Source organism: Aquabacterium sp. (assembly GCF_021768455.1).
Classification (GTDB): domain Bacteria; phylum Pseudomonadota; class Gammaproteobacteria; order Burkholderiales; family Burkholderiaceae_C; genus Aquabacterium.
Map to the genome: position 1 here is coordinate 1 of NZ_JAIZVX010000039.1, position 16,531 is coordinate 16,531.

Annotated in this window: 15 protein-coding genes; all 15 read left to right on the plus strand. The window is 57.0% G+C overall.

The features are described from left to right. Positions 1-2,133, plus strand: a 2,133-nt coding sequence (locus QZ994_RS07370) for a hypothetical protein (RefSeq protein ID WP_290870371.1), incomplete at its 5' end; no start/stop codon positions are given. A 4-nt stretch (positions 2,134-2,137) separates the two neighbouring features. Further along, positions 2,138-4,081, plus strand: a complete 1,944-nt coding sequence (locus QZ994_RS07375) for a hypothetical protein (RefSeq protein WP_290870374.1) — start codon at positions 2,138-2,140, stop codon at positions 4,079-4,081. A 72-nt stretch (positions 4,082-4,153) separates the two neighbouring features. Continuing rightward, positions 4,154-4,480: a hypothetical protein gene (locus QZ994_RS07380; protein WP_290870377.1), complete on the plus strand. Its 327-nt coding sequence runs from the start codon at positions 4,154-4,156 to the stop codon at positions 4,478-4,480. Beyond that, complete coding sequence (locus QZ994_RS07385; RefSeq protein ID WP_290870380.1) at positions 4,467-4,952, plus strand: hypothetical protein; 486 nt, start codon at positions 4,467-4,469, stop codon at positions 4,950-4,952. Before QZ994_RS07380 ends, QZ994_RS07385 begins: the two co-directional genes overlap by 14 nt. Before the next feature lie 44 nt (positions 4,953-4,996). Then, entirely contained in the window at positions 4,997-6,313 is a 1,317-nt protein-coding gene (locus QZ994_RS07390; protein WP_290870383.1) for an ATP-dependent DNA helicase, read from the plus strand. A gap of 8 nt (positions 6,314-6,321) precedes the next feature. Continuing rightward, a complete protein-coding gene (locus QZ994_RS07395) occupies positions 6,322-6,858 on the plus strand; it encodes a hypothetical protein (RefSeq protein WP_290870386.1) in 537 nt (178 codons plus the stop codon). Positions 6,859-6,887: 29 nt separating this feature from the next. Next, on the plus strand, positions 6,888-9,467 hold the full coding sequence (locus tag QZ994_RS07400; protein WP_290870389.1) for a DNA polymerase: 2,580 nt from the start codon (positions 6,888-6,890) through the stop codon (positions 9,465-9,467). A gap of 69 nt (positions 9,468-9,536) precedes the next feature. Then, positions 9,537-9,875: a hypothetical protein gene (locus QZ994_RS07405; protein WP_290870392.1), complete on the plus strand. Its 339-nt coding sequence runs from the start codon at positions 9,537-9,539 to the stop codon at positions 9,873-9,875. A gap of 2 nt (positions 9,876-9,877) precedes the next feature. Further along, positions 9,878-10,216: a hypothetical protein gene (locus QZ994_RS07410; protein WP_290870395.1), complete on the plus strand. Its 339-nt coding sequence runs from the start codon at positions 9,878-9,880 to the stop codon at positions 10,214-10,216. 95 nt (positions 10,217-10,311) lie between these two features. After that, positions 10,312-11,313, plus strand: a complete 1,002-nt coding sequence (locus tag QZ994_RS07415; RefSeq protein ID WP_290870398.1) for a hypothetical protein — start codon at positions 10,312-10,314, stop codon at positions 11,311-11,313. 9 nt (positions 11,314-11,322) lie between these two features. Next, the gene (locus tag QZ994_RS07420; protein ID WP_290870401.1) at positions 11,323-13,509 is read left to right on the plus strand and encodes a primase C-terminal domain-containing protein; all 2,187 of its coding nucleotides are present in this window, start codon (positions 11,323-11,325) and stop codon (positions 13,507-13,509) included. A 66-nt stretch (positions 13,510-13,575) separates the two neighbouring features. Further along, on the plus strand, positions 13,576-14,319 hold the full coding sequence (locus tag QZ994_RS07425) for an AAA family ATPase (protein WP_290870403.1): 744 nt from the start codon (positions 13,576-13,578) through the stop codon (positions 14,317-14,319). Positions 14,320-14,369: 50 nt separating this feature from the next. Then, positions 14,370-15,212, plus strand: a complete 843-nt coding sequence (locus QZ994_RS07430) for a hypothetical protein (protein ID WP_290870406.1) — start codon at positions 14,370-14,372, stop codon at positions 15,210-15,212. Between the two features lie 83 nt (positions 15,213-15,295). After that, positions 15,296-15,871: a hypothetical protein gene (locus QZ994_RS07435; RefSeq protein WP_290870409.1), complete on the plus strand. Its 576-nt coding sequence runs from the start codon at positions 15,296-15,298 to the stop codon at positions 15,869-15,871. Positions 15,872-15,890: 19 nt separating this feature from the next. Further along, a complete protein-coding gene (locus tag QZ994_RS07440; protein ID WP_290870411.1) occupies positions 15,891-16,421 on the plus strand; it encodes a hypothetical protein in 531 nt (176 codons plus the stop codon). The last annotated feature ends 110 nt before the right edge of the window (positions 16,422-16,531 follow it).

Below are 16,531 nucleotides of genomic sequence, written 5' to 3' on the forward strand. Positions count from 1 at the left end.
GAGGTCGGCGGCAAGCCGTCCATCGTGCCGGTGGTGTCGAACATCCCGACTCAGGAGCATGGCCTTCAGGTCAAGATCGCCATCAAGAACATGACCGACAAGGGCAGGTTCGGCACTCTGATCCATCGCATCGTGCAGAACGGTGCCATGAACATGGAACTGAACGGCATACGCCTCCCCAGCCTGCCGTTCAACGACATGGTGCATGGCTTTATGCTCACCAAGAAGAAGGTGCTGGAAACCTTCAAGCAGATTGTCGTCCGCTACGGCAACGTGATCTACCCCATCGAGCGGGCCGAAGAATACGGCTTGCAGTGGGACCAGATCACCGAGTTCCTCAAGCGGCTCAACGGCACCGGCTACTATGCTCGGGACAACACCACATGGACGCTGGTCCTTCAGGCTGCCCCGAACACCGTATCGGTCACGCCCAGCCGTGAGAGCCTGTCCAACCAGAAGCACACCATCGAAGCCATCAGAGAACTGATGCTGGGCTTTCTGGGAACCAAGGACAAGGAATTGACGGTCGAGTGCTTCAAGCTCCTTGAGGAACGGATCGAGAAGACGTGGATCGAGTCGGCTCCCCATGTCCTGTTCAACACCGAGCAGTCGATCCCGAACCTTTACAACGTGAACCGCAGCCATGATGGGTCCATCAACACCCATCGGCAGGGCGATTTCAAGTTCGAGACCCATGACAATCTGACCAATTTCCCGCAGTTCGTCCGCCAGTATGCCCATGCAGGCTACCCGGACTTCGCCAACTTCCGGCGTCGGGATATGATGCTCCGCATCAACTCGTTGCTGGTGTCCGGCTTCGGCGGCCAGAAGATGAAGAAGCTCCTCAAGAGCTATCGTCGGGCCTATGAGCAGGAAGCTCACCTCGTTCGTGGTCACAAGCACAAGCCGGGGGACCGCTACAAGTCCACGCAGGAGGAGTCTCCTTGGTTCCACCAGCATGTGCTGTGGCCTCTGATGAAGGGCATGAGCAAGGAGATCAATGGTCTCTCACCCAACAAGCTCTTCGTCTATGCCGAGCCGGTGCGTGGCTTCAGCCGCAGCAGTGAAAAGGTTGTCGAGGCGGTCAAGTACGCCCCGGAACCGATCGAGAAGATGTTCCCCTTCGCTCGCAACATCGTGATCCTGTCCTTCAACAAGATGGATGTGGTCGATGGTGGTGCGGACAAGGCGGCCATCTGTAAATACTGGCTGGGCAGCAGCAACAAATCCATCGTTTATGTCGTGCCTCGTGCCGACGCCAAGGTGGAAGCTGCTCGCAAATACTTCCTCGACCTCGGCGTGCATCTGATCGACCTCACGGTTGACCAGCAGCGGAATTACATCCGCAAGCAGGAAGAGATCAAGGAGCAGCCCCAGCTTCGCCGACCCAAGAAGAACGGGATCCCGAAGCTATCTGCCATGACCAACGGCAATGGCCTCTACCAGAGCAACCGTGTCGAGGTGCAGCCTGAGGTGGATCGGACCACGCTTCCTGAGTTCATCATCAAGGATGGCCGACGGAACGAGTACGATTTCATCGAAGGGCTGGATCAAGGCCAGTCCAAGCTCATCATCGACGTGTACGGCAGCAAAGGTGCCGTGTGTGCCAACCAGAACCAGTACGACCGCTACAAAGCAGCGGGAGCCCTTGACTGGCAGGACTACATCCTCAATAACTTGGTGGAAGAGTTCGAGACCAACCCCCGTATCCGGGAGTTCCTCCCATTCGACACCGATCGGATGGACACCCGGCGTTACCACAGCGAATGGCATGGCCAAGCGATGTGGGTGGACATCATCAAGTCCGACCGAGACTTCTACGAGTATTTTGGTTTGGTGGACAACCTGACCGAAGACGACAGGAAGCTCATGAAGATCTGGCAAATCTTCAAGGCCAACTACTGGCGGGGAACCAGCCAACAAGGTGCCAAGATCGAAGAGATCATCAGTGCCTTCAAGCTGGATCCCGTGGTCGATAATCTCTTCCGCAAGTTGAAGTCCAACAAGCTGATCCAGATGATGGACGGCGGGGGGGCTGCCCATACCATCATGAGGTGGAAGTCTTATGGGCTCACTGAAAAGCAGCGGATCATTGCTCGCGATGCTCTGCTGACCATCATCGAAGAAGGATAAAGTCATGGCGATCATTCGCATTCTTGCCATCGTGGTCGGCAACGACAACACGGTGTTCTACAAGGAGGACGGCTCGACGTTCGAGCTGTCTTCCTCTGACCCTCGACTGCCCGGACTGGTTGGCATTGCCACCCCGGTTCTGGCCTCGGGGGGCGTGGCCGAGCTGGACTTCCAGTCGGTCTCCACCACTCATTACCGGGACTTCGAGGAGAAGACTTCCGGTGTGGTCAAGCTGTTCCGGGTTGCGAAGAAGTTCATCAAGCACCTCATCAGCGATCCGCATGACCCTGAAAACAAGCCGGAACCCCAGACTCTGGGGACCGTGCCCATCGTGACCAACGGCCAGCCTGTGATCGACCCGCTCCATGCGGTCGTGACCAAGGACGGTGTGACCGATGGCCCGGTGCCTGCTACCATGCCTGCTCCGGTTCCCTTGGTTCCATCGCCGAAGGCAACCAAGCTCAGCAATGCTGCTCAGGAGATCCTGAGCAAGGCCCAGCCGGTCAGCGATCCCAAGTTCACCGATGACGAGACTAAGGAAGATGACACTATCATCGCCGTGGTCGAGGACTCGACGGGCGAACAGATCGTCATCCCCGGCATCGAGAACCTGAAGACGCACATGGCTGCGGCTCTAAAGCTCGGCTCTACCATCGGTGTGGAGAATTTCCTTCGCCGCATCGCCCCGGTCATTGCCAAGCGTGGTCACTCTATCGACGACCTGTTGCGGTTCATGTCCCGCAACGATATGCCCATCGCTGACGATGGGTGTTTCGTTGCTTTCAAGACGTTGAACCGTCGGGGCAACCATCAGGATGTCTATCAGGACATCCATTCCGGCAACGTCATCCAGCGTGTCGGCTCGAAGGTCTTCATGAAAGAGTCGATGGTCGATCCCAACCGTCGAAACGACTGCTCGAACGGCCTGCACGTTGCTCGTCGTGCCTATGTCGGTGGCTTCCGTGGAAGCTCGGGCGTGATGGTGCTCATCAAGGTGGCACCGGAAGACGCCATCGCTGTGCCCCAGTACGACTCGAACAAGATGCGGGTCTGTGCCTACCACATCGTCGGCGACGTGCCCAAGGCGGACCATGACACCGTGTTCCGCAATGCTCCGCTGAGCAAGGACACTCCCACGGCCAAGCTGCTGGCAGCAGTGCTGGCTGGTCGCCACATCGGTGTCATCGAACTTGTCGAGATCGGTGGGGCTCGTGGCGGCAACCTCAAGGTGACGAGGGTCGGCAGCGAGGCTCAGAACTCGTCCGACCTGAAGGCAGCCCTGAAGGAAGCCGACAAGGCGATGCCTATCATCGCCTCGCTCGACCATGACAAGGACGGTGCCGAGGCAGCGAAGATCGACGCCAAGGAAGTGGCAGCCAAGGTGGCTGACGCCAAGGCACAGGCTCAGGGCGGCAAGGCCGCACAGGCCCGTGTCCTGTTCGATGGCCAGAGCTGGCCGGAACTTCTGGCCCTAAAGAAGGGAGCCAAGAAGAGCTGGCAGGCACTGGGCTTCAACGCCACCGAGCAGGCCCACATTGAGACCAACTTGACTCACCTCAAGCTGGACAAGGTGGAAGCCAAGATTGCTCAGCCGGTCGCGAAGCCGACGACGACGCCCCCGGCGTCGGCGGATGAGCAGCCTCAAACCAAGACTCCCAACGCCAAGACCAAGGCAGCCATCAAGGATGCTGAAGCTGGCAAGGTCATCAAGACCGGCACCGTTGCCGGGACGATGACTGAACTCAACGACGAAAGGGTCGTACCGAAGATGGAAGGATCTCGTGCCGAGGTCGCACGTCAGCTCTTCACCAAGGCTGCGGCTGGCGACAAGCCTTCGTGGGGCCACCTATGGCTGCACCGCAAGGCGTGCAAGAAAGGCTGGGATGTCCTCGGGTTCACCCCCAAGGAGATCGAACGGATCAAGACCAACAAGCCTGATTGGGTCTGATCCCCAACATATCTTGCAAAGGAGCCCTCACCACTTTACCGTGGTGAGGGTTCTTTTTTCGGGATAACCAGAATGTCCAGCGTCTACCGTGCCAACCGCAAGGCCAATGATACCGACCTGATCCGCTTGAACAGCGTGGGTCTGTCTCTGGCCACCATCGCCAACATCCTTGGCTGCCACCATACCACGGTGACACAGAGGCTGAAGGCCCTCAATGTTGCACCGGCTGATACCCGGCGTGCCTTCATGGAAGATGTGGCCACACGTCTGACGCCCACCCAATTGGATTGGCTGGCAGATCAACTCGGTCCCAACCATTCGGTGAAGGACTTCATCACCAACCTTCTGACGACGGAGTTCGTCAGGCAGACCCAGAAAGAGGAAGATGCACGACCCTGAAAACACCATCGCCAGCATCCGTGACTGGTTCGAGACGGCCAAGCCGAATGAGACCCTGACCGTCAAAGACGTGCAGGTCCAGACCGGCGTGCATTTCGAGGAAGTCCACGAGATGCTTCAGGAGATCTCGGGCCTAACCCCCGAAACGGATTTGCTGCTGGCCAAGGCCAAGCTGGCCATGCACGCTCTGGCTGACCACTTCAAGACCAGCCCGGATGTGATTTTCGTGATCGACGAGGCCAACCATGTTCCCTACCTCGACGCTCTGTGCGATCAGGTGGTCACGGCTGTCGGCACGGCACACTTCATGCAGTATGGCATTTCCGGTGCTCTCGACACGGTGGCCAAGTCGAACTGGTCCAAGTTCATTGTGAACCCTGAGACGGGCAAGCGTGAGTGCATCAAGGATGCCAACGGCAAGATCGCCAAGGGGCCGGACTACTTCAAGGCCGACCTCACTCCCTACATCTGAACAAGGCCCCACTGGAGTGGGGCCTTCCACATCAGGAGCATCCCATGACGGATGTCACGACCAAGCTGCCGCTGAACCAAGGGCAGCAGGACGCAGCCGATTACTTCTTCTCGTTTCTGTTCGCCCCCGAGAAAGAGATGGGCGTCACCGGCCCCGGTGGCGTCGGGAAGACACACCTCATGGGCCACATGATCGACGACATCATGCCCCAGTACCACGCCACCTGTAAGATGATGGGCATTCAGCCCAAGTACGACAGCGTAGCCATGCTGGCCACCACGAACCAAGCAGCCGAAGTGCTGTCCCTATCTGCTGGCAGGCCGACGAGTACCGCTGCGTCCTTCATGGGCCTGAAGGTCGCCGAGGATTTTGAGACCGGCGAGACCAAGCTCACGAAGACCCGGAGCTGGCAGGTCCACGAACGAAAGATCATCTTCCTCGACGAGGCATCCATGGTGGATACCTCGCTCTACCAGTTCCTCCATGAGGGAACCATGAACTGCAAGATCGTCTATGTGGGCGATCACTGCCAGATGGCCCCGGTCAAGGAGAAGATCAGTCCAGTCTATGGTGGGAGCATCCACCACGTCGAGCTTACCCAACCGATGCGGACTCAGATCCCCGAGCTTCATGCTCTCAACTGGCAGCTTCGCACGACGGTTGAGACTGGCGAGTTCAAGCCGATCCAGATCGTGCCCGGCATCATCGACTGGTACAGCGATGACCAGATGGCGGCTGCCGTCCATCAGAGCTTTGCCCAACAAACGCTGGACGAACGCATCCTCGCTTACACTAACAAGCGAGTCGTAGAATACAACGACGAGATCCGGTGGATCAGGAACTTGCCCCCTCAGTTCACCGTGGGTGAACTGCTGATCTGCAACCATCCTCTGCCAGTCCAACGCTACCAGCTCAAGATCGGTGAGGAGATCGAGATCCTCTCCATCAAGCCCGACGTTCATCGACTGTGGATCGACAACTTTGGCGGTGCTGATGTCGAAGTCGAGTATCAGTTTGCTGAGGTTCGTAACCGACTCGGCATGATCTTCACCGACGTTCGCCTGCCTTATGACAAGCCCCATTTCGAGGGCATCGTCAAGTGGCTGGCCAGTCGGAAGGAGTGGGCGAAGTTCTTCGACCTCAAGAAGCAGATCCTTGATCTGCGTCAGCGTGATGCGTCCACCATCTACAAGGCTCAAGGCTCCTCTCTGGATCGTGTCTTCATCGACGTGTCCAACCTGAGCCGTTCCCCCAATCCATCGCAGGCTGCCCGTATGCTCTATGTGGGTGCGTCTCGTGCCCGCAAGCAGATCGTGTTTTACGGCCAGCTTGCTGAACGGTACGGCGGCCTAATCCTCTGAGGTGATTTATGTCCGACGAACCAGAGTTCACCCTGCCCCGTAAGGGGTCGAGCTACTTCAAACTGATCCAAGCGTTCATCGCTGATCTCTTCGTGGCAGAGAAGCGTAGGCTGGACAAATCCATTGCCGATCTGATCCGTGCCAACAACGAGATCAAAGGTACGCAGGCCGCAGGCTTCCTCTATTACGGTGAGTATTACACCGCCGAGGGGTTCGCTGTTGTAGCAGGTCGTACCGCGAAGGAAAACCTTCACGACAGCTTGAACTCCAAGATGGAATGGCACATCAAAAGTGCCGAGACCGTCGCCACGGATGAGAGGCTCATCAGCCAGATCATCTTCAGGCTGCTGGATCCCTGCCAGACACTTCAAGAGATGCGAGACACCCTGCCAGACTGTCTGGTGGAGGTGTTCCCTGCCCTCAAGAAGTTGGATCGCCACAACGATGTGGGGATCACGCTACGAGGTGACACCCGTGGATCACGGCAGTTCGACAAACTGCTGCCGAAGATCGAGTTCTATGCTGCTGCGAGGCTGATCTACTGATGCGATATGCCTACTTCTCTGACACTGAGATGACCTCCTACAAGGTGGCTCTCTTGGTTCCGAACATCCGCAAGGATGAGATCAAGCGAGCGTATCTCGACACATCGACTCTCGATCCCAACGACTTGCTGGTCCTTGACCTGCATTATGCCGAAGGGAAGAAGAAGACTCCGATGGCCGAGATGCGTGCCTATATCACTGAGGAGTTGGTTCCCACATTCAACGACATGGGTGTTGAGTATGTTCTCTGTGCAGATGGAGACTACTTCAAGGCCCTGACCAAGGTGTCCAAAGTTGAGGCTAACCTCGGCTATGTGATGGACACAGCCTATGGCTTCAAGGTGATCTACGTCCCCAATCACTCAGCGATCTTCTATGATCCCGAGAAAACAAGGGCCAAGATCAAACAGGGGATGGATGCCTTGTACTCCCATTCCCTTGGTTCCTATGAGGCCCCCGGCAACGACATCATCAAGTTCGCTGCTTATCCCAGCACCGATCAGGAAATTGAAGACTGGCTGGTGAAGCTCATCGAGAAGCGCCAGCCCCTGACCTCCGACATCGAAGGCTTCGGCCTGAAGCACTGGGAATGCGGCATAGGCACGATCACCTTCTGCTGGAACCAAGGAGAAGGGATAGCCTTTGCCGTGGACTACGAGGAGGATCTGAGCGTGCCAGGGCTCTATGGCCGACAGGTCAAGCATGAGCCCAGACGCCGCCTGCTCAAGAAGTTCTTTGAGCTGTGCCGTGAGCTGGACATAAAGCTCATCTGGCACAACATCGCCTTCGACGTTTATGTGCTGATCTACCAGCTTTTCATGGAGCATATCCTCGATCAAGAGGGGCTGCTCTACGGGCTGGACGTGATGCTCGGCGACCATGGTGATTGGGATTGCACCAAGCTCATCACCTATCTGGCGACCAACTCCTGTGCTGGCAACAAGCTGGGTCTGAAGGACCAAGCTCAGGAGTTCGCCGGGAACTATGCCGTCGAAGAGATCAAGGACATCCGCAAGATCCCGTTGAGGGATCTCCTCCAATATAACTTGGTGGACGGGCTGAGCACTTGGTACACGCATAGCAAGCACTATCAGACCATGCTGGTCGATCAGCAGCTCCCGGTTTACAAGGAGCTGTTCCAGCCCGCCACGGTTGACATCATCCAGATGCAGCTCACCGGGATGCCGGTAAACATGAAGCGGGTGCTGGAAGTCGAGCAGGATCTGCTAGTGGACGAGGCCAAGGCCCTATCCGCGATCCAAGGATCGGCAACGATCCAGCGATACACCTCTCGTATGAACGAGCGGTGGGTCCACATGAAGAACAGCACGCTGAAGAAGAAGCGAGTCACCTTGGCCGATGCCAAGGAGGTCTTCAATCCAAACTCGGCACCGCAGCTTCAGGATCTCCTGTTCAACCACCTGCAACTGCCCATCTTGGGCTTCACGGATGCGAAGCAGCCCAGCACGGACGGCGACACTATCAAGGCGTTGCAGTTCCATACGACCAACCCTGACATCTTGGCGTTCCTGAAGGGGCTGGAAGAATATAAGGCGGTGAACAAGATCATCACCGACTTCATCCCATCCTTGAAGAATGCCCAGCGGGGACCGGACGGCTGGCACTATCTGTTTGGCAATTTCAACCTTGGAGGAACCAAGAGTGGCCGACTGTCTTCGAGTGGACCCAATCTGCAAAACCTGCCCGCTTCGAGCAAGTATGCAAAGACCATCAAGTCTTGCTTTCAAGCTCCTCCGGGATGGCTCTTCTGTGGGCTGGACTTCGCCTCACTCGAAGATCGTATCTCAGCTCTCACCACGAAAGATCCCAACAAACTCAAGGTCTACACCGACGGCTACGATGGGCATTGTCTCCGGGCTTACGCCTACTTTGGAGACAAGATGGAGGGAATTGATCCCGACTCAGTGGTGAGCATCAACACCATCGCCAAGCGCTATCCAGCCGAGAGGCAGGATAGCAAGGCACCGACATTCGCCCTCACCTATCAGGGAACCTATAAGACCCTGATGACCAACTGTGGCTTCTCCATGGAGAAGGCCAAGGCGGTTGAGGCGAAGTACCACGAGCTTTACGTGGTCAGTGATCGGTGGGTGGCCGCAAAGCTCGATCAAGCGACAAAGGATGGCTATGTCACAATCGCATTTGGATTGCGTCTTCGCACGCCCCTCCTGCATCAAGTGGTTCGGGGAACCAGCAAGACCCCTCACCAAGCAGAGGCCGAAGGTCGAACTGCTGGAAATGCCTTGGGACAATCCTACTGTCTACTCAACAGCCGAGCAGGTGTTGAGTTCAATGGAAAGGTGCGTAAGAGCCGTCACCGGCTTGACATCAAACCATGTGCTCAGATCCATGATGCTCAGTATTTTCTAATCCGAGATGACATCAAGGCAGTGAAGTACGCCAACGACAATCTCGTTCAAGCTGTGCAGTGGCAGGAGCTTCCTGACATCGTACACGACGAGGTTAAACTGGGCGGTGAGTTCGGTATCTTCTATCCCTCATGGAAGACTGAGATCACTATTCCCAATGGCTCAACCGAGGACGAAATTTTCGCTGTCATCGACAAAGCCATGCAAGATGCAGCCTAGCATTTATCATGGTTATGGGTATGGTGAGCACCCTTCCATGAGCTATGACCAAGCCCACCGGAGAAACCCATGTCAAAGTCTGAAACACATCACTTCTACCTCATCGCCGGTATGGTAATGTTTTCCGTCGGCAAGGACGAGGACGGCCAGATCAGTTCCGTTCCGACCAACGCCGTCGTCCGCCATACGGATGGCACCAAGTTCCCGGCTGCCAAGCTGGCCAAGGCCCAGCAGAACCTCCACAAGACCCTCATCATGAAGATGCCGGAGGAGGCCAAGCCGCTCATTACCGTCCGTGACATCATCATCACGAACGTCTCCTATCTCGGCGAGATGACCGAAGAGGAATTTCAGGCTCCCGCTGACGTGCCTGATGCCGTCCAGCCGCCTGCCCCTGAGGTCATCTGACCATGCAGGTCGCCGTTACCAAGCTCACTGGGGGACGGGTAAGTTACTACCTCGTCCATGTGGCGCATCCCCAGCGAGAAGATCAGGCTCCGTATCAGGCCGAGTGCGAGGACATCATCCAAGCCCTCGGCATGACCTTCGACGAGGGGTGCCTGTTCAAGGCCCTCTGGCGGTCTGCTGCTGCACGGCAAGGCAACGGCAAGGCCGGATCGTCCGACATCTATGATGCCGAAAAGATGGTCCACTATGCGGGTCGGATCTTGCGTCATCGTAAGCTGAATGAGGCAAACGATGCATCTCAACCTGCAAGCGGATCAGGGAAAGCTCTTCCCCGATCCTGAGGAACAGTTGGAGCTTCCGCTCCGCTGAACCAAGGAGCCGCAGTCCTTTTTCGGGGGCTGCGGCTTTCCTTCCCATACAACTTGGAGACCATATCGTGAGGATCACGAACGAACTCGACATTTCGTTGCTGTTGGCCGTCTGGCTGGTGGACGACAATTACGACTATGCGGCAGGGGCGGTCTTCGAGAAGCCCTATATCAGCGTCACCACGCTGATGAAGCCACTCAAACAGATCATCCTCGGAATGCGTATCCCCATCGAAGATCGGGTCGAAGACGTTTCCGACTACATCTCCCGTGGCCTTGGTTCCACCATCCATGATGGCATCGAGCGTGCGTGGAAACAGAACTACGCCCGGAACCTCAAGAAGCTGGGCATCCCTCAGTCGGCCATCGACAAGGTACGGATCAATCCCACCGACGAAGAGCGGAAGGCCATGCCCGACATGATCCCGATCTTTCTCGAACAGCGGGCCTACCGTGAGTTCGGTGGCTTCGTGATCGGTGGCAAGTTCGATGCTGTGGCCGAAGGCCATGTTGAGGACAACAAGTCCACCTCGGCTTTCGGTTGGCTGTATGGCACCCGTGACGATGAGAACCAGCTTCAGGGTAGCCTGTATCGCTGGATCGACGACGCTCTGCCCATGCCTCGGATCACCGAGGATTACATGCGGGTGAACTATGTGTTCACTGACTGGCAGAAGTCGGCGGCCCGGACCAATCCGAACTATCCGCAGAAGCGGGTCGAGTACAAGGACATCAACCTGCTGACGCTGGCTGATACCGAACTGTTCGTCCGTGCCAAGCTGGCCGCCCTGAAGGCCAACAAGGACAAGCCCGAGAGCCAGCTCCCGGAATGCACCGACGAAGAGCTGTGGCGTTCGGACCCCCAGTACAAATACTACTCCAACCCCGCCAAGGCCAATGAGCCGGGTGCCCGGTCGAGCAAGAACTTCGACAATCTGGCAGAGGCCAATCGGCACATGCACGATCAGGGCAAGGGCGTCGTTAAGACGGTGCCCGGTGAGGTGAAGCGGTGTCCGTACTGTCCGGGTTACGACATCTGCGAGCAGCGGAAGCAATATTTCCCGGACTGAGGAACCATGATGACTGACCTTTCAACCGTGCAACATCACCCGGCGATTTCCGAGATCGTCGAGATGCTCTGCAACAAGACCCAGAACACCGACAAGGGCTTCTTTCAAGTGGAAGTGGCCTACTTCCTCGGCAAAATGGCTGCCTCTCAGCGGGCTACCATCCTGACCAAGGATCGAGGAGCAATCCCCGTGAACATCTATGCTCTGGCCTTGGCCACCTCAGGTTTCGGCAAAGGCCATTCGGTCAATGTCGTCGAGAACGAACTCATGCGACCGTTCAAGAAACGGTTCATGGAGGACACGTTCCCCCTGATCGCTGAGCAGAACCTGTGGGCTATCGCCAATGGCCGGGCTGCCCGGAATGGGACTGACCCACAGGAGGAGTTCGAGAAGGCCGAAAAAGAGTTCAAGTCTGCCGGTGCCTATCCCTTCACCTTCGACTCAGGAACTCCCCCTGCGGTGAAGCAGCTTCGGCATAAGCTGCTTCTGTCGTCATGCGGTTCCATCAACCTGCAAATTGATGAAATCGGTAGCAACCTCATTGGTTCCACCGATGTCCTGACCCTGTTCCTTGAGCTTTACGATCAGGGGATAGTGAAACAGAAGCTGGTCAAGAACACCGCTGACAACCAGCGAGGCGAAGAGCTGGATGGGAAGACTCCCACCAACATGCTGCTATTCGGCACCCCTAGCAAGTTGCTGGACGGTGGTCAAACCGAGGATCAGTTCTATTCGTTCCTCGACACCGGCTATGCCCGTCGGTGCATCTTCGGTTGGGGTCAGCAGGACAAGAAGGCGTTCAATTCCCTCACTCCTGAGGAGATCTATCGTCGTCTGACCGAACCAGCGAACAACGCTTCCTCGAACAAATGGGCTGCCCAGTTTCACAAGCTGGCTGACCCGGCCATGTTCGATTGGAAAATGACTGTTGACGACGAAGTGGGCATTGCTCTCCTGACCTACAAGATCGAGTGCGAGCGGCTGGCAGACTCCATGCCTGAGCACGACGAGATCAAGAAAGCCGAGCTTTCGCATCGGTATTTCAAAGCACTCAAACTCGCCGGAGCGTTCGCTTTCTGCGACGAGAGCACTGAGATCGAGTTGGACTCTCACCTGCTGCCAGCCATCAAGCTGGTGGAGGAGTCTGGGACGGCTTTTCAGGCGATCCTCGCTCGTGAGAAGGCATATGTGAAGCTCGCCCGCTTCATCGCTGACGTGGGCACCGAACAGACCCACGCCGATCTTCACGAGGCCCTGCCCTTTTACAAGGCAGGCAACGCCGCCCGTCAGGAAATGATGACCATGGCGACGGCATGGGGCTACAAGAAGCACATCATCATCAAGAAGTCCTTCGTGGACGGGATCGAGTTCTTCAAGGGCGAGAAGCTCAAGGAGACCAACATCGACGAGATGATCGTGTCCTACTCGGATCACTGGGCCTACAACTACCAGTCCGAGGTGGTGCCCTTCGACCAGCTCCATGAGATGACGCAGGCGTCCGGCTACCACTGGACCAACCATGCTTTCAAGGCCGGACACCGGGCCGAGGAGAACGTGCTCGCTGGCTTCAACATGATCGTGATTGATGTGGATGAGGGGATCTCCCTCGCCACCTGTCACGAGATCATGAAGGAGCATCGCTTCATGACCTATACCACCAAGCGGCATCAGCAGTTTGAGGGTATGGACGAGGGCGGCAACGACATCGTGGGAGCAGATCGCTTCCGTCTCATCCTTCCGATCAACTATCACCTTGAGCTGGACTCCGACGAATACAAGGAGTTCATGAACAATGTGATGGCTTGGCTTCCGTTCAAGACCGACGAGTCGGCCAACCAACGGGCCAAGAAGTGGGAGTGCTATGACGGCGACTACCACTATAACTTGGAAGGCGAGATCCTCGACGCATTGCCTTTTATTCCGAAGACCTCGAAGAATGAGGGCTTCAAGAAGGAAATGCAGGCGGTCCAGAATATGGACAATCTGGAACGCTGGTTTGCCCAGCGGATCGCTTCGGGCAACCGGAACAACCAGATGATTAAGTATGCTCTGGCCCTCGTGGACGGAGGCATGTCTTTGATCGAAGTCCAGAAGCAGGTTCACGCTTTCAACAAGAAGCTGAACACACCTCTGACCGAGGACGAGATCGACACCACCATCATGGTGACTGTCGGGAAACGCTTCGAGCGGAAGTGATCGGCTGGCCAGTCCTGTTCTTTGGTTCAGGACTGGCTATCGCTGGAACCAAGAGGAAGGAACACCATGTCCGAGGATACCATCGTCTTCAACGATCAGATGATACTGATCGGAGGCGTCTCCGGTGCTGGGAAATCAGCGGCTCTGCGGAACATCCGCAACAAGAACCGTTGGATCTATCTCAACGCCGAGGCAGGCAAACGCCTGCCGTTCAAGAACGACTTCATCAACGTCCGCATCACCGACCCTTATCAGGTGTTCGGTTATATCGACGATGCCATCGCTGCTCCCGAGCATGTGGATGGGCTCATCATCGACAGCTCGACGTTTCTGATGGATATGTTCGAGTCCCAGTACGTGCTGGGACAGGCCGACACGATGAAGGGATGGAGCAACTATGCTCAGTTCTGGAAGGAGCTGATGCAGGTCAAGCTCGTCGAGTTCGGCAAGCCGGTCATCATCATCGCCCACGTCCTCGACGTGCTGGACGAAAAGGCAATGGAGATGAAGCGGGCAGTGCCCATCAAGGGTGCTCTCAAGAACCAAGGTGTAGAAGCCTACTTCTCCACCGTGGTGGAAGCGACGACCATTCCGGTCAAGGATCTCGGCAAGTATGACCCAGCTCTGCTGAACGTCAGCGAAGACGAGACCGAGATCGGCTTCAAGTACGTCTTCCAGACCCGAAAGACTGCAAAGACTGTCGGGACTCGCATTCGTTCGCCGATGGGTATGTTCAACGCCAAGCAGACCTATATCGACAACGACGCCCAGCTTCTGCTGGATCACCTCCACAAGTTCTACGACACCTAATACCAAAACGGTACTAAGCCAGTAGACAAACGAAGAAAGAACTTGAGATTATGGGTATTTTCAGTGGCCTCTCGACCGAAGGTCTTGAGAAGAACGAAGACCGCGTTGGCGGTGGCTCGTGGGTCCGTGACACGGACATCGTGGAGTTCACCATCAAGGCCCTCTATGCGGGCAAGAGCACCAGCTCGAATGCCCAGTCCGTCACCTTCATCGGCGTCGATGCCGACGGCAAGGAATACCGCGAGACCTTCTGGATCACGTCCGGTGCTGGCCTGAATTATTACATGGCCAAGGACAAGGACAAGAAGGAAACCGGCAAGCGGAACCCGCTGCCCGGCTTCGCCATCGTCAACGACATCTGCATGGTCGCCTCGGACAAGCCGCTCAACGAGCAGGACACCGAGGAAAAGACCTTCAAGGTCTACGATCCCGACGCCAAGCAGGAACTGCCCAAGGCCGTTCCGATGCTGGTCGAGTGCATCGGCAAGAAGGTCGCTCTGGCCATCTACCGGGTCAAGGAGAACAAGACCCAGAAGAACCAGACGACCGGGGCTTACGAGGCCATCGCTGAGGAACGCGAAGTCAACGTGGCCGAGAAGGCCATGTTCCCGCAGTTCCGTTGCACCGTGCGTGAGGCCGAACAGGCTCTCGAAAACGGCGGCTCGGTGGCAGCCTCGGGCGATGCTATCCTGAATGCTCAGGGTGAGGACGTGGCTGTCTTCTGGCCGACGTGGCTCGAAGCCCATAAGGGCAAGATCCGCGACAAGCGGACCATCAAGGATGGTGCCGGTGGCCAGCAAGGTCGGCCCGGTCGTTCGGCTGGTGCTCCCCCGTCTTCGTCGGGCGGCAACAATGCCGGTGGCGAGCGGAAGAGCCTCTTCAATAAGGGCTAATCCGACTTGATCCCCAACTTAGGTTGGGGTAAAGACAAGCCCTCCTCAGTACAACTGGGGAGGGCTTTTTCTGCGGAGCAATCATGATTGTAGATGTCGTGGGTCTCGACCCAAGCCTCGATCACTGGGGTATCACTGAAGGGACTCTCTGCCTTGAGCAGGGCTTCTTCACCCCCTCAGCAATGCAGGTCATCGAACCAGTGAAGCTCCAAGGGAAGCAGGTGCGGGTCAATTCTAATGACCTGCATCGGGCTGAGCAGCTTGCACGTCCCGTCATCGCTGCCTGTGAGAAGGCCAAGGTTGTCTTCGTCGAGATGCCGGTTGGTTCCCAATCGGCCCGAGCGATGGCATCCTATGGTATCTGCGTCGGCGTCATGGCCACGATCCGTGCCATGGGTATTCCCCTCATTGAGGTGAGTGCAGCCGATGCGAAGAAGGCACTTGCGGGCAACCGCAATGCATCGAAGCAGCAGATGATTGATGCTGGTGTACAAGCATACCCCGAAGCTCCATGGCCGGTCTATGAAAAGAACGGTAAGGGCTTCATCAAAGGTGAAATCCATTCCAAGTCGGAACACGTCGCAGACGCCTTGGGAGCGATCCACGCTGGGGTGCTCACCCCAGAGTTCCAAAACCTCCTGCGGCTTTTTGAAAGGTAAAGTCCTCATGGCGTTCAACATGACTCTCGATCAGGAAGAAATCGAGAAGGCGATCACCAACCACGTCCGCACGCTCGTGCCGGGTCTGGATCCGCTGTCGCCCATCGGCGTGACCATCTCGGCCACCCGTGGGCCGAGCGGCTTCACCGCCAGCATCGACCTCAACCCTCTGGCGACGGCGGAAGCCGCCACCGAGAAGGCTCCGGCTGCACCGGCTCCGGCCCCCAAGGCCGAGACCCGTGTGAAGACCTCGGGCACCAAACCGCTGGGCATTGCCGCCAAGGCTGCCGAAGCCAAGGCCGGTGCGGCTGAACCCGCTCCTGCCGAGGTGATCGCTGAGGCCCAGAGCGAAGTTCAGGACGAAGCGGTCGAAGAGCTGCTGACCGAAGGTGCTTCGGTTGAGCAGGCGGAAGAGCTGGCTGTGCTGACCGACAGCCCGGTCGAAGCCGAAGCAGCGGTCGAGACCGCCGAAGCGGTTGCCGAGGAAGCGGTTGCCGAGGAAGCCCCTCGCCAGTCACTGTTCTCGGGTCTGAAGAAGCCCCAGAACTGACCTAAGTGCAGGCCCTTGTGATAGGGGTCGTGATCGTGACGGCGTTTTTTGCAATAAGCGCCGCCATTATCGCAGCAGCCCCTTACATCGCAGTCGCCGTAATTGTGGTC

Coding starts and splice junctions, on each gene's coding strand:
- QZ994_RS07375 (WP_290870374.1), top strand. CDS start 2,138: ATGGCGATCATTCGCATTCTTGCCATCGTGGTCGGCAACGACAACACG.
- QZ994_RS07380 (WP_290870377.1), top strand. CDS start 4,154: ATGTCCAGCGTCTACCGTGCCAACCGCAAGGCCAATGATACCGACCTG.
- QZ994_RS07385 (WP_290870380.1), top strand. CDS start 4,467: ATGCACGACCCTGAAAACACCATCGCCAGCATCCGTGACTGGTTCGAG.
- QZ994_RS07390 (WP_290870383.1), top strand. CDS start 4,997: ATGACGGATGTCACGACCAAGCTGCCGCTGAACCAAGGGCAGCAGGAC.
- QZ994_RS07395 (WP_290870386.1), top strand. CDS start 6,322: ATGTCCGACGAACCAGAGTTCACCCTGCCCCGTAAGGGGTCGAGCTAC.
- QZ994_RS07400 (WP_290870389.1), top strand. CDS start 6,888: ATGACCTCCTACAAGGTGGCTCTCTTGGTTCCGAACATCCGCAAGGAT.
- QZ994_RS07405 (WP_290870392.1), top strand. CDS start 9,537: ATGTCAAAGTCTGAAACACATCACTTCTACCTCATCGCCGGTATGGTA.
- QZ994_RS07410 (WP_290870395.1), top strand. CDS start 9,878: ATGCAGGTCGCCGTTACCAAGCTCACTGGGGGACGGGTAAGTTACTAC.
- QZ994_RS07420 (WP_290870401.1), top strand. CDS start 11,323: ATGACTGACCTTTCAACCGTGCAACATCACCCGGCGATTTCCGAGATC.
- QZ994_RS07425 (WP_290870403.1), top strand. CDS start 13,576: ATGTCCGAGGATACCATCGTCTTCAACGATCAGATGATACTGATCGGA.
- QZ994_RS07430 (WP_290870406.1), top strand. CDS start 14,370: ATGGGTATTTTCAGTGGCCTCTCGACCGAAGGTCTTGAGAAGAACGAA.
- QZ994_RS07435 (WP_290870409.1), top strand. CDS start 15,296: ATGATTGTAGATGTCGTGGGTCTCGACCCAAGCCTCGATCACTGGGGT.
- QZ994_RS07440 (WP_290870411.1), top strand. CDS start 15,891: ATGACTCTCGATCAGGAAGAAATCGAGAAGGCGATCACCAACCACGTC.